The organism is Dyella sp. C9, assembly GCF_003332825.1.
Lineage (GTDB): Bacteria > Pseudomonadota > Gammaproteobacteria > Xanthomonadales > Rhodanobacteraceae > Dyella.
In genome coordinates this window covers 37091-49975 of record NZ_QIRF01000008.1, presented here as the reverse complement: position 1 = coordinate 49975, position 12885 = coordinate 37091, and the positions used below count along the sequence as shown (strand labels likewise).

The 12885-nt window shown below is 65.0% G+C and carries 8 protein-coding genes; 3 read left to right on the top strand and 5 right to left on the bottom strand.

Annotated features, from left to right (window positions below):
- Positions 1-366: 366 nt before the first annotated feature.
- The 3 genes from DVU99_RS11395 to DVU99_RS11385 all read right to left on the bottom strand — a co-directional run bounded on the left by DVU99_RS11395 (position 367) and on the right by DVU99_RS11385 (position 4431).
- Positions 367-2331 (bottom strand): oleate hydratase, encoded by a 1965-nt coding sequence (locus tag DVU99_RS11395; protein ID WP_114240335.1) that lies wholly within the window; start codon positions 2329-2331, stop codon positions 367-369.
- A 222-nt stretch (positions 2332-2553) separates the two neighbouring features.
- A complete protein-coding gene (locus DVU99_RS11390) occupies positions 2554-3648 on the bottom strand; it encodes an NADH:flavin oxidoreductase (protein ID WP_114240334.1) in 1095 nt (364 codons plus the stop codon).
- Positions 3649-3819: 171 nt separating this feature from the next.
- Positions 3820-4431, bottom strand: a complete 612-nt coding sequence (locus tag DVU99_RS11385) for a TetR/AcrR family transcriptional regulator (protein WP_114240333.1) — start codon at positions 4429-4431, stop codon at positions 3820-3822.
- Between the two features lie 172 nt (positions 4432-4603).
- Here DVU99_RS11385 and DVU99_RS11380 point away from each other — a divergent pair, with 172 nt between their 5' ends.
- Together DVU99_RS11380 and DVU99_RS11375 are read left to right on the top strand one after the other, a co-directional pair.
- On the top strand, positions 4604-5005 hold the full coding sequence (locus tag DVU99_RS11380; protein WP_114240332.1) for a nuclear transport factor 2 family protein: 402 nt from the start codon (positions 4604-4606) through the stop codon (positions 5003-5005).
- Positions 5006-5026: 21 nt separating this feature from the next.
- Positions 5027-5785 carry an SDR family oxidoreductase gene (locus tag DVU99_RS11375; protein ID WP_114240331.1) on the top strand — a complete coding sequence of 253 codons (759 nt, stop codon included), beginning with the start codon at positions 5027-5029 and terminating at the stop codon, positions 5783-5785.
- A 252-nt stretch (positions 5786-6037) separates the two neighbouring features.
- On the opposite strand, the gene putA is transcribed toward DVU99_RS11375, so the two are convergent.
- Positions 6038-9688 (bottom strand): trifunctional transcriptional regulator/proline dehydrogenase/L-glutamate gamma-semialdehyde dehydrogenase, encoded by a 3651-nt coding sequence (gene putA / locus DVU99_RS11370; protein WP_114240330.1) that lies wholly within the window; start codon positions 9686-9688, stop codon positions 6038-6040.
- 132 nt (positions 9689-9820) lie between these two features.
- Here putA and DVU99_RS11365 point away from each other — a divergent pair, with 132 nt between their 5' ends.
- Positions 9821-10282, top strand: a complete 462-nt coding sequence (locus tag DVU99_RS11365) for an Lrp/AsnC family transcriptional regulator (RefSeq protein ID WP_114240329.1) — start codon at positions 9821-9823, stop codon at positions 10280-10282.
- Positions 10283-10391: 109 nt separating this feature from the next.
- Here DVU99_RS11365 and DVU99_RS11360 read toward each other — a convergent pair whose 3' ends face one another.
- Positions 10392-12848: a TonB-dependent receptor gene (locus DVU99_RS11360; protein WP_114240328.1), complete on the bottom strand. Its 2457-nt coding sequence runs from the start codon at positions 12846-12848 to the stop codon at positions 10392-10394.
- Positions 12849-12885 lie beyond the last annotated feature (37 nt).

Sequence of the window (12885 nt, the reverse complement as noted above, 5' to 3'; positions counted from 1 at the left end):
GAACGCATCTGCTCGTTGATGACACCACGGCTCGACGCCCCCGCGATCGCCAAGCCTGGCCACGCGACGGCGCACCGCGCATGACGCCCGGTCCGCGCGCGCCCGTGATGGAGATGCTTCCAGAGATATCACCACCCGGCAGGCATGGCGATGTGCACAACGTCATGGCGTTTCCCTTTAAACCTTTTTGAAAACGCTCATGCGTGATGACATTCGGTCCGTAAATCCGGGCGAGTGAATGCCCGACCCCACGTGTACCGATGCAGCCGCACCACCCTGGTGGCCGCGCCCGATGTACGCCGCGCGAGAGCTTTCTACATGCAGCGGCCGCGCATCAGCGGCAACGTTTTCACATGCTCGGGGCCTCTAGCGCCTGCGCTTGCGCAGGTTGTCGCCGAACTGGTCCAGCCAGCCCGAGATGCTCTTCAACGCGTGACTGCCTGCACCAAGCAACGACACCACTTCGTCATCGATCTTCTGGCGAGTCCCGCGCTCGTCCACTGGAAGCGGCGGCAATACGTGCGCGAAGTAGGTCTTGTCCAGCAAGCGATGCAGCAGGCGCTCTCCCACGAAAGGCTGGTTGTTGTTGATGGTGCGCGCGGCCTTCAGCAGGTGGCGAATGTCGTATTGCGTGGGCGACAGGTCGGGCACCTGCTTGCGCAGCCCAAGCAGGGTGTACACCGCGATACGTGCGGTGCGCACCGAGCTCTCCATGGTGAACACCACGTCGTTGTGGGTTTCCACGAACTGCCCGAGCAAGCCCAGATTGGTGCAGCCGGCCGGCACCACGCGCGGGCGATCACCAGCAGCGCGCGGCATGAACTGGGCCGTGATGTAGGGCATCAGGGCGGTGCGCACCTTGGTGTGCTTCGCCACTTCGTCGATCTGGTCGGCCAGGCCAAGGTGATGGCAAAGCTCCGCCAGGATTTCGCGCCCGGTACAGGCCGGCATGGGCTTCTTCACATGGTTGCCGTCCTTGTCCATGAGCAGGGCATACACCCACACCACCAGCACGTCCCTGGGCTGGTCGGGGAAATGCGGCTGCCGGTTCACCGTGAAGCTCAGCACCCAGTTCGAATCGGTAAAGGTGATGACGCCACCGGTCGCGGTCTTGCCCGAATACGGGTCGTTGACCGAAAGCTCGCGGATCTTTTCCGTCAACGGCGAGGGTTTGCAGGTCAGCGTGGCGGATTCCCACATCGACTTGTCGACGTTGCCGAAGAACTTCCCGGGTCGCCCGAAAATGGCCGATTTCTTTGCGAGGTTGCGCCACAACGACCAGCCGCCCTCCGGCGCCGTGGCGAGCTTTTCGCGATCCAGCACTGGCACGGTATCCATGTCGCCATAGGCGGTGTCCTGTGTCATCGACCCGGTCAAGGCGAACACCAGGTCGCCCGCCGCCACCGGTATCGTCCGCTCGCCGCCGGCTCCGCCGCAGCGCAGGCCGGTAACCGTGTACGCCGCACCGTCGGTGCGCAGGTCCAGGTCGTATACCAGGGTGTCCAGCTCCACCTTCACGCCCTGCTCGCGCAGCATGTTGGCCAACGGCCGCACGAAGCTGTCGAACTGGTTGTACTTGGGAAACACCAGCGCCGACATGTCGTTCAGTCCATCGATGGCATCGAGGAAACGGTGCATGTACAGCTTCATCTCCAGCAGGCTCTGCCAGTTCTCGAAGGCGAACATGGAACGCCAGAAGAACCAGAAGTTGCTCTTGAGGAAGCCGTCGCTGAAGTAGTCCTCGATGGTCAGGTCGTCCAGGTCTTCCTTGCGCTTCAGCAGCAGGCGGATCAGCTCCCATTGCTGTGACTTGTCGAGCCCGAAGGTGGAGAAATCCTTGACCTGCCCCTGCCTGTGCAGGAGACGCGCCTTGGACCAGTTGGGGTCCGCGTCGTTTACCAGGCGATACTCGTCGAGCACGCTGAAACCCGCCGGCAGTTCCAACGCCGGCACGTCCTGGAACATGTCCCAGAAATTGTCGTAGTTCCAGTTCATTTCGCGACCACCGCGGACGAGGTAGCCATCCTGCGCATTGCCGGCGCCGTCCAGCGAACCACCCTCCACATCGAGTCCTTCGATGATGGTGATGTTGGCGGCCGGCATATGCCCGTCGCGGATCAGGTAGAACGCCGCCGCCAGCCCCGCGATGCCGCCGCCGATGATCCATGCCTTGCGCTCGTTTACGCCTTCGGGTGCCAATGGCCGGTTGCGGGAATACGGCCCGAGCATGTCCGGCGGCGGCAAGGTGTTTTCCGGGCGGTTATGCCAGTACTGGCGAGTGGCATCCGGCTCGTTGTCGAATGCGACGCTGGAATCGTGGCGAACGGTCATGACGTATCCCTGTGGACGGGCGAAGAAAAGGGCGCGCCGAACAGGGCAGGCGCGGCCAGATCAAACAGCCGCACGTGGAGACCGGCAAAGCTTGCCCATCCGCAGTGCTCGACGACGCCGCCGATTGGGCGCGTTGCCGGGCGATGTTTCCATGTGCGATGTCATGGAAATGTGTCAGTGCTTGCGCGAGCAAGACCGCACCCGGCGCAGATGCAATCCGTATCAGGCGAGTGTGGCGAGGTCCGTCTTGCGGAATGCATGCAGTTGATCGAAGCGACCTTCGCGTACCTTGGTGGCCCAGTCGGGGTTGCTGATCAAAGCGCGACCCACGGTGACCAGGTCGAACTCGTTGGCCTCCATGCGGCGCAGCAGATCGTCCAGCGAACCGATGGGCGCTTCGCTGGACTGTCCACGTACCTGCTCCGTGAAGTCGGGCCCGGCGAGACCCACGGAGCCGACGCTGATCGCGGGTCGGCCGGTCAGCTTCCGCGCCCACCCGGCCAGGTTGAGATCGGATCCGGCGAACTCCGCTTGCCAGAAGCGGCGCGTGGACGCATGGAAGATATCCACGCCCGCATCGACCAGCGGCGCGAGCACGCGCTCCAGTTCCTGGGGTGTGTCGGCAAGGCGGGCGCCGTAGTCCTGTAGCTTCCATTGGGAGAACCGCAGGATCAGCGGGAAATCGCTCCCCGTCGCGGCCCGCACTGCGCGCACGACCTCCGCGGCAAAACGCGTGCGCTCCCCGGGGTTGCCGCCAAAACGGTCCTCGCGACGATTGGTGGTGGCCCACAGGAACTGGTCGATGAGATAGCCATGCGCGCCGTGCAGCTCCACTGCGTCGAAGCCGAGCTGCCGCGCCGTGGCCGCCGCCGCAGCGAAGGCGGCGATGGTGTCGGCGATGTCCGCGTCGGTCATCGCATGTGAGCGCTCATCCACGGCCGTGGGGCCGTCCGACGGCGCTTCGGGGTGGGGCCCCGCACCGGCCGCGCGTGCCAGGCCCTGGTGCCACAGTTGCGGCGCGATCTTGCCACCCTCGGCATGCACCGCCTGCACCACCCGCTGCCAGCCGGCGATGCTTTCCGGCGCATGGAAGTTGGGAATGCGGGTGTTGTCGGATGCCGCGGCACGGTTGATCGTGGTGCCTTCGGTGATGATCAGGCCGACGCCACCCGCCGCCCGGCGGCGGTAGTACTCCACCACATCGGCGCCGGGGACGCCGCCCGGGCTGAAGCGTCGCGTCATCGGTGCCATGACGATGCGGTTGGGCAGGCTGAGCTGTCCATGATGGAAAGGGCGAAACAGCGGCGTGGTATCCATCGCGGTCCTCAGCAGTGCATGACGGGAAACGCCGGTGACCCGATGCTTTTGCCAAGGCATCGCCATCGCCGTCGTTCCGGACTTGTAGCCGAGCCCATGTGTGCGGCGCATCACTGCGCGGTGAGGGCGCCGCTCTCCGCGCGCGTCGCCACTCAAGGGCCTGGCGTTCGCTCAGCGCTCCGGCGCGCCGTCGTCATCGACGGCCTGCAACGACTGCAGCCGCCCGTCCCTGAGTATTTCTTCGGCGAGCGCGGGATCAGCCTCGGCGACCGCGCGCGAAAGCAGCAGCGAGCCCACCATCTGGCTGAACAGCGCAATGGCCTTCCGGCGCTTCTCCTGCGCGCTGTTGCCATCGATGACACCGGCCAGCTGATCGAAATTCCAGTCCAGCCCGCGGGCGTACCGCTGCCGCGCCTCCTCGCCGAGCCGGCGGACGTCGCCCGCAAACGCCGTCAACGGACAACCGGCCTCGATATCGGCCAGGTGCCCGGGGGACAGGTAGTAATCGATGTACTCCTTCATGGGCTCGGCCGCTTGCGCCCTGGAGGCCTCGAGCCCACCCAAAAGCGCGGCGGCCCCGCCCTCCATCGCCTTCTCCATCACGGCGGCGACCAGGGCGTCCTTGGACTTGAAGTGGTTGTAGAAGCCGCCCTGCGTGAACCCGGCCGCCTTGGTCAGCTCTGCCAGGCCCACCGCCGACACGCCCTTCTCGCGAAAGAGCCGCTCGGCCGCATCGGTAATAGCCTTTTTGTTTTCAATGGCTTGCTGCTTGGAAACGCCCATACGGTTACTCCTGTCCGGCCACCCGACACCCCTTGGAGGGAAAATACAATGGTGATCACCATTGACATTGAATTCGGGCGGGACCATTCTACGCCATGTCAATGGTGATCGCCATTGTGATTTGAATTCCACCCCTAGGCGCACCAGGGCCACCCTCGAAGAGGAAACGACCATGTCAAAGACCACGCCCGAACAGAACAAGGCCCTGGTCCTCAAGGCCTTCGATACGCTCTTCAACCAGCGCGACTACGAAGCGGCCGAAGCCTTCTGGTCCGATCGCTACATCCAGCACAGCGCGCACATCGAGCCGGGCCGTGACGGCCTGTTCAAGCTGATACGCAGCATTCCCAGCACCCTGCGCTACGAGCACGGGCTGATCCTCGCCGAAGGCGACTACGTGATCGTGCACGGCCGCTTTTCCGGCAACGGGCGCCCGGCCGCGTGGATCGCCGCCGATGTCGTGCGCGTCGAGGACGGCAAGCTCGCCGAGCACTGGGACGTGTTGCAGGACGAAGCAACACAAGCCGAATCCAGGAGCGGACTGCCGATGTTCGGCAATCGCTTTCCTGCCTGATCCCTTCTGAGGAGAACCCCCGTGAAACTTGCTGGCAATACGATCTTCATCACCGGCGGCGGCTCCGGCATTGGCCGCGGCCTTGCCGAAGCGCTGCACAAGCTCGGCAACAAGGTGATCATCGGCGGCCGGCGCCGCAGTCATCTCGACGCCGTGATCGCGGCCCATCCGGGCATGGAGGCGGTCGAGCTGGACGTCAACGATACAGCCAGCATCGAGCACGTGGCGAAGCGGCTGGTCGCCGATCATCCCGGGCTGAATGTGCTCATCAACAACGCCGGCATCATGCAGCCCGACACCGTCGCCGGAAGGATTGACGATGCGCTGCTGACCTCGACCATCACCACCAACCTGCTGGGGCCGATCCGCATGACCTCGGCGCTGATCGATCACCTCAAGGGCAAGGACAACGCCGTTGTTGCATACACGAGCTCCGTGCTCGCGTTCGTGCCGCTGGCGGTCACCGGCATCTACTCAGCCACCAAGGCCGCGCTTCATTCGTACGTGCTGTCGCAACGCTTCATGTTGCGCAACACCGGCGTGCGCGTCCTCGAGATAGCACCACCCTGGGTGCGCACCGAGCTGATGAACAGCCAGGAAGCCGAACAGGCGATGCCGCTGGACCAGTTCATCGCCGAGACGATGGCGGCACTCGGTACCGATGCTGACGAAATCCTGGTCGAGTCCGCCAAGCCGTTCCGCGCCAACGTAGGCCCGGGCGAGCACGGCTTCGTGAACGGCTTCAACGAGCAGGCCCTGGCGATCTTCGGCGGCGCCTGAACCGACGCTCGTCGGCGCAGCAACCTGGGCGACACGGAGGGCGCTCGGCGGCTTCGATTGACCGGGGCACGTTGCGCCCGACCAGCCACGGATGAAGCATGCCCGCCGCCGTCAAACCACGGCGAGCATGCCAACGAGCGCGCGAATACCGGTCTGTCTCGGCATGGATATGCCCCTACTTGCCGAGACTTAGCCAAGCATGGGCGGGTGGCCTTGGACGACAAGGCCACGCCACCCGCCGGCATCGCCGGCTCAGACCATGGCCATCAGGCGCGCATTGCCACCGGCAGCCGTCGTATTGATCGACGTGGACACTTCTTCCACCAGCCAGTCAGGGCGGTAACGACCCTGCTGATCGCCTACCTGCACGATGGGAATCGGGCCCGTCATGCCGGCCAGGCGAGCGATCAATGCGTGCGTACCTTCCTCACGCGGCTCGACAAGAACGGCGGCGAAGGTGGACGCCGACGGAATCTCTGCAAGCCACTGCACCCTGGCGGCAACCTGCGTCGGCAAGCTCGCGAAACGGGCCGGCCTGGCGCCTGGCCACACGACGCTCACGCGGTTGCCGGCGGCCAGCGCGGCGCCCAGCTGGGCGATCAGTCCGTCTTCGGTGGCCGGAACGGCGAGCACCTGCCCGCGCGGATGCAGCGCGTACATGTTGCGCTCGCCCACCGGGCCCGCCAACTCGACCTGGTAGCCGTTCATGCGCTCCGTCGCCGCTGCACGCACCTGGCGGGCCGCCTGCGCATGGCCGGAGGCATCGAGCCAGGATGCAAGCGCTTCGCACGCGTTGTCCGTGCTGCCGTTGCCGCTGATGCCGAGCTTGGGCCGGCCCTGGGTGAGACGTCCGATATACAGCGGGCCACCTGCCTTCGGACCGGTACCCGAGAGTCCGCGACCACCGAAGGGCTGCACGCCGACCACGGCGCCGATGATGTTGCGGTTGACGTAGATATTGCCGGCGGCGGCCTTGGCGGTGACCTGCTCGATGGTGTCGTCCAGGCGCGTATGCAGCCCGAAGGTCAGCCCGTAACCGGTCGCATTGATGGCGTCGATCAGGCCGGGCAACGCTTCACGACGGAACCGCACGACATGCAGCACGGGGCCGAACACCTCGCGCCCGATCTGGCCGATGTCGGAAATCTCGATGATGGTCGGTGCGACGAAGGTGCCGTGCTGGGTCGCCTCCGGAAGCGGCAGCTGCTGCACCTTGCAGCCCAGTCCACGCATGCGGTCGACGTGGGCTTCGATGTTGCGCTTGGCTTCCTCGGTGATGACCGGGCCCACGTCCACCGAAAGGCGGTCCGGATTGCCGATGGACTGCTCGAGCAAGGCTCCCTTGAGCATCACCAGCTGGCGGTCGGCGATGTCTTCCTGCAGGCACAGCACCCGCAAGGCCGAGCAGCGCTGGCCGGCACTGTCGAACGCCGAGGCCATCACGTCGGCGGTGACCTGTTCCGGCAGGGCCGAGCTGTCGACGATCATGGCGTTCTGGCCGCCGGTTTCCGCAATCAGCGGAATCGGACGGCCATCGGCCAGGGCGTGCCCGGCCAGCTCGACCTGGATGAGCTTGGCCACCTCGGTCGATCCGGTGAACATCACGCCTGCCACTTCAGGCTGGCGCACCAGGGCCGCGCCGATGGCGCCGTCGCCCGGCAGCAACTGCACGGCTTCGTTCGGGATGCCCACGCCGTGCAGGATGCGCACGGCCTCGGCCGCGATGAGCGGCGTCTCTTCGGCCGGCTTGGCCAGCACGGTGTTGCCCGCAGCCAGTGCCGCGGCGACCTGTCCGATGAAGATCGCCAGCGGGAAATTCCACGGGCTGATGCAGACGATCGGTCCGAGCGGCCGCTCGGCGTCGGCCAGCGTCGTACGCGCCTGCTGGGCGTAGTAGCGCAGGAAGTCGACCGCCTCGCGCACTTCGGCGATCGCGTTGGGCATGGATTTGCCCGCCTCGCGAATGATCAGTCCCAGCAGGATCGGCATCTTGTGTTCGAGTTCGTTCGCCGCGGCCTCGAGCAAGCCTGCGCGGGCCTCCGCCGAATGGGCGGACCAGGCCGCCACGGCCTGCGCGGCGCGCTGCGCCGCGAGTTCGACGTCACGCTCAAGCGCGAAGGTGACCTCGCCCACGAAATCGCGGTGATCCGCCGGATTGCGGACGGGCTGCGGATCGTGTCCTGCCTCCGGACCGACGAACGTGGGAGCGGCTGTCCAGCGCAGGCCGGCGCTTTCCTGCAACTGCACCTTCAGCCTGGCCAGGTCGTTCTCGTTGGAAAGGTCCACGCCCGCGGAGTTGCGCCGCTCGCCATAGATGTAGCGGGGCAACGCCACAACCTCGTGCGGCGCGCCCAGCGGCACGATCTTTCGCACTTCGTCGACCGGATCGGCGGCCAGCTCGTCGGCCGACACGTTCTCGTCCCAGATACGATGCGTGAAGGACGAGTTGGCGCCGTTCTCGAGCAGGCGGCGCACGAGGTAAGCCAACAGGGTCTCGTGCGTACCGACCGGTGCGTAGATCCGGCACGGCCGGCCCAGCTTGGCCTCACCGACGACTTCCTCGTAGAGCGCCTCGCCCATGCCGTGCAGGCACTGGAACTCGTAGTCGCCGATCGAGAATTGCGGTCCCGCCATGCGGTAGATGGTGGCGAGCGTATGCGCGTTGTGCGTCGCGAACTGCGGGAACACGACATCGCGGGCCTGCAGTAGCTTGCGCGCGCAGGCGATGTAGGACAGGTCGGTATAGACCTTGCGCGTATACACCGGGAAGCCGGCCTGGCCGTCCACCTGGGCGCGCTTGATCTCGCTGTCCCAATAAGCGCCCTTGACCAGGCGAATCATCAGCCGGCGGCCGGAGCGGCGGGCAAGATCCACCACCCAGTCGATCACGAAGGGGCAACGCTTGCCGTAGGCCTGGATGACGAAACCCAGGCCGTCCCAGCCCGCCAGGTCGGGAGCGAGCGCAAGGCTTTCGAGAAGGTCCAGCGAAAGTTCAAGCCGATCGGCCTCTTCGGCATCGATATTGAGGCCGATGCCATAGCCCTTGGCGAGCAGGGCGAGCGAATGCACGCGGGGCAGCAGTTCATCCATCACGCGGCCGGCCTGGGCACGGCTGTAGCGCGGGTGCAGCGCGGAAAGCTTGATCGATACGCCAGGGCCGGCGTAAACGCCACGACCGTTCGAAGCGGTGCCGATCGCGTGGATGGCACGCTCGTAGTCGGCGAAATAACGATCCGCGTCGGCGCGCGTGGTCGCCGCTTCACCCAGCATGTCGTAGCTGAAGGAAAAGCCCTTGGCCTCCAGCTCGCGGGCGCGCTTGAGCGCCTCGTCGATGGTCTCGCCGGTGACGAACTGTTCGCCCATCATCTGCATGGCCAGGTCGACGCCGCGGCGGATGACCGGCTCGCCGAGCCGCGCGATGACACGGGTCAGCGCGGCGCCCAGACCTTCCTGGCTGTGGCTTGCCGTGAGCTTGCCGGCGACCACCAAGCCCCAGGTGGTGGCATTGACGAACAGCGTCTTGCCGCCACCCAGGTGGGCCTGCCAGTCACCGCCGGCGATCTTGTCGCGGATCAGCGCGTCGCGCGTCTGGTTGTCGGGAATGCGAAGCAGCGCTTCGGCCAGGCACATGAGCGCCACGCCTTCCTGGCTGGAAAGCGAGTACTCCTTCACCAGTCCCTCGACGCCGCCCTGCTGCCCCTTCGCGCGCAGCGCCAGCACCAGTTCCTTGGCCAGTGCCGCGATGTCCCGGCGCAGCGCGGGATCGACTTCAGCCAGCGGCAGCAGGGCCGCGACGGCCTCAGTCTCGGGGCGCCGATAGGCGTCGGTGATCCGTTGGCGAAGCGGAGTCACGGTGCTGATCGCCGGAGCGAAGGTGGCGAACGGTGCGGAGGGCTGGTTCATGGGGCTCGAATCCTGCATTTAGCTAATGCGCGATGGTACCTCGACGCCGAAAGTCGATTTGACTATATTTATCAAAGATGTAGGTCTAATTACCTAATTAACTGCCAATTTATTCATGTATTGGTGACTTATATGTCGACTTATAGCCAGATCGACCAAATCGACCGCAAGATCATCGAGGAACTGCGCGGCGACGGTCGCCTGACCGTGACCGACTTGGCCAAACGGGTCGGCCTCTCCAAGACGCCGTGCCAGATCCGGCTCAAACGGCTGATCGACGACGGCTACATCCGCGGCTTCAGGGCGGTGACCGACCCGGTGAAGCTGGGCCTGGGCCATATCGCCTTTGCGGAAGTGAAACTCTCCGACACCCGCGAGCGGGCACTCCAGGCGTTCGGCAAGGCGGTCATGCAGGTGCGGGAGATCGAGGAGTGCCACATGATCGCCAGCAGCTTCGACTACCTGCTCAAGGTTCGAACCTCCGACATCCACACCTACCGGCGCGTCCTCGGCGAAAAGATCTCCAGCCTCCCGCACGTGGCGAGCACCTCGACCTTCGTGGTCATGGAAACCATCATCGATGCCGGCGCCTGAGCGGCGCCGCGCCGCGCAGGCTGCCTAAGCGTTCGACGCAAGAGGGCAATGCGTCCGCTTCCGGCAACGCATGCCCTCTTCACGACGGGGCCTGATACCCGACGATGCGTCAATACTTCGCGCGTACGGTCAGCATGAAACTCCGTGGCGCGCCGTAGAAGCCGCCAGCCGCGTAGAAGCTCTGGTAGTAGCGGCGGTCCAACGCGTTGTCGATCGTAGCCGTGACGTTCCAGTGCGGATCGATGCGGTAGCCCACTTGAAGTGATGCGGTTGCATAGCCTGGCGCGTGCACATTGCCGCTGGTCCATCCACTCGAAGCCAACAGTCCCGCGCCGATGTTGAATTTGCGCAGCGCCTCGCCCTGGAAGTGGTAGTTGCTCCAGATCTTTGCGTTGTGCCGCGGCGTGATCGCAGAGAGGTTCGCCTCATCCTGCTCGGTCCGGTAATGCGGGTCCAGATAGGTGTATCCCGCGCTCAGGTCCCAGCCGGGCATCGGCGAACCGCCTATCTCGGCCTCGGCGCCGTTCATTCGCACTTCGCCAGCCGCGCTGTAGAAGAAGATGTCGCTGGAGTAATACGCGCGATTACGATCCTTGAGATTGAACAGCGCCATCGAGGCATTGAGCTTGCCGTCGTAGAACTCGCCCTTGGCGCCAATCTCATACTGGTCGCCGGTGCGTGGTGGCAACGGCGATCCGCTGGCGGTCAGCTCGGACTGCGGCACGAAGATCTGCGAGTAGCTGCCATAAAGCGAAATCTGGCTGTTGAGGGTGTAGATCAGTCCCGCATAGGGCGTGAACTTGTGATCCACGCCGCCCGGGTCGCGCGGCATGTCCGGCGTGGTGCCGTAGTCGGCGTTGCCGCTGAAGCTGTGGTAGTTGCTCACGCGTCCACCGAGCACGAAGGTGAACGGATCGGTGATGCTGAAGCGAGCCTGCCCATAGATGCCGTATTGCTCGGTGCGCGTCTGGTAGTTGCCCACCAATGGGATCGAGGGCTGTGGCAGCTGGACGAGCTGGAAGAAGTCGGTGCTGCCCCAGGGTTCGTTGGAATACTGGTCCTGCGTCTTCACCTCGTCGTAGTTCATGCCGACCATCAGCTGGTGGGTGCGACCGAACAGTTCGAATGGACCACTCGCATTGGCATCGGCGGATATCCAGCTGAAGCGCGTGTTATCCGCCGCGGGGAAGTACTGCACCTCGCCGGTCTCAGCGTCGACCGGCCCTGGCAGGCCGATATAGCGCGCATCGGTGTCGCTGGAGCGATAGCGCGCGCTCGCGCGCATCCGCCAGCCACCATCGAAGAAGTGGTCAAGCTCGGCAAACGCCTCGCGGGTGTTCTGGTTGCTGCGCGTCCAGTCGGGAAATGGGTTGGTCGACGGCGACAGGTCCAGCAGCTGGCCGGTGCTATAGGCGGGAATGGCCGAAAGGATGCCGTGCGTCTCGTCGTGCTGCACCGTACCCGACAGCGACAGCAAGGTACTCGCACCCAGATGGTATTCCACGATGCCATACAGCATCCGCGATTCGTGGTGCGAGTGATCGTAGAACTCGTCGTTGTCCGTATCGGCGATCACCATGCGGCCCTGCAGGGTCTTGTCCTGGTTCAGCGAGCCGGATACGTCAAGGTCACCGTGGAACTGGTTCCACGACCCTACGCTGAGGCTGCCGGAAACCTGCGTGTCTGCGGTGGGGCGCTTGCGCGCGAAGTTCACGAGACCGCCGGGCTCGCCCGAGCCCTCGAGCAATCCCGCTGAGCCACGGATGATCTCGATGCGGTCGTACATGGACATGTCGAACTGCGGTGCACCGACGTTGAGCGACCCACTGGACGGAATGCCGTCCAGCTCTGCCTCGAGCGCATAGCCGCGGGCGTAGTAGCTGTTGTTGAGGTACGGATTGGCGTTTCCCTGCACGGTGACACCCGTGGTCTGGGTCATCGCATCCTTGATGTCGTTGATGTTCTGGTCATCCATGCGCTGGCGCGTGATGACGCTGACCGATTGGGGAATCTCGCGCATGCTGTACTCGCCCTTGCCCAGCGTCAGCGCACGCGTGGTGTACGAGCCGCTTCCTTCGGTAGTGGCGTTCTGCGATTCGGCCGTGACCTGGATCGTCGATAGCGTGGTCGTCCCCGGTGCCGAACCGGCCTGGGTCGCGGCCGCCGGCGCCGCCGCCCTTGCCCCGGCCGTGGACTGGGAGGCGTGCACCAGCGAATAGATCCCGCGGCGGTCAACCGTCGCCTGCCATCCGCTGCCGGCAAGCAGGGCATCAAAGCCCTGCTGCGCCGTGTATACGCCATGCAGTCCGTTCGAGGTAGCCGAACCGAGCTGGGCTGCGTCGAACGAAAGGGTCACGCCCTGCGTGCCGGCAAACTGGCTGAGCACCAAGGGCAGCGGGCCGGCAGCGATATCGACCCGCCGCGCTGCCGGGGCGGAAGAGGCCACAAGGTCCTGCGCATGAACCGAATTCAGCAAGGGCATCGCGATGAGGCAGCCGCATAGGATGCCGCGCAGGTGCCTGGACAGGGCGCGGTGGGGCAAGGTGATGGAGTGATCGAACGACATGGGTTTTCCCGGGCATGGATAGGTTCTCCAGCAGGGG

Excerpts from the sequence above, each read along its gene's own strand:
- DVU99_RS11385 (WP_114240333.1), bottom strand. The coding sequence starts at position 4,431 with ATGGGCGTTTCCAAGCAGCAAGCCATTGAAAACAAAAAGGCTATTACC.
- DVU99_RS11365 (WP_114240329.1), top strand. The coding sequence starts at position 9,821 with ATGTCGACTTATAGCCAGATCGACCAAATCGACCGCAAGATCATCGAG.
- DVU99_RS11380 (WP_114240332.1), top strand. The coding sequence starts at position 4,604 with ATGTCAAAGACCACGCCCGAACAGAACAAGGCCCTGGTCCTCAAGGCC.
- DVU99_RS11390 (WP_114240334.1), bottom strand. The coding sequence starts at position 3,648 with ATGGATACCACGCCGCTGTTTCGCCCTTTCCATCATGGACAGCTCAGC.
- putA (WP_114240330.1), bottom strand. The coding sequence starts at position 9,688 with ATGAACCAGCCCTCCGCACCGTTCGCCACCTTCGCTCCGGCGATCAGC.
- DVU99_RS11395 (WP_114240335.1), bottom strand. The coding sequence starts at position 2,331 with ATGACCGTTCGCCACGATTCCAGCGTCGCATTCGACAACGAGCCGGAT.
- DVU99_RS11360 (WP_114240328.1), bottom strand. The coding sequence starts at position 12,848 with ATGTCGTTCGATCACTCCATCACCTTGCCCCACCGCGCCCTGTCCAGG.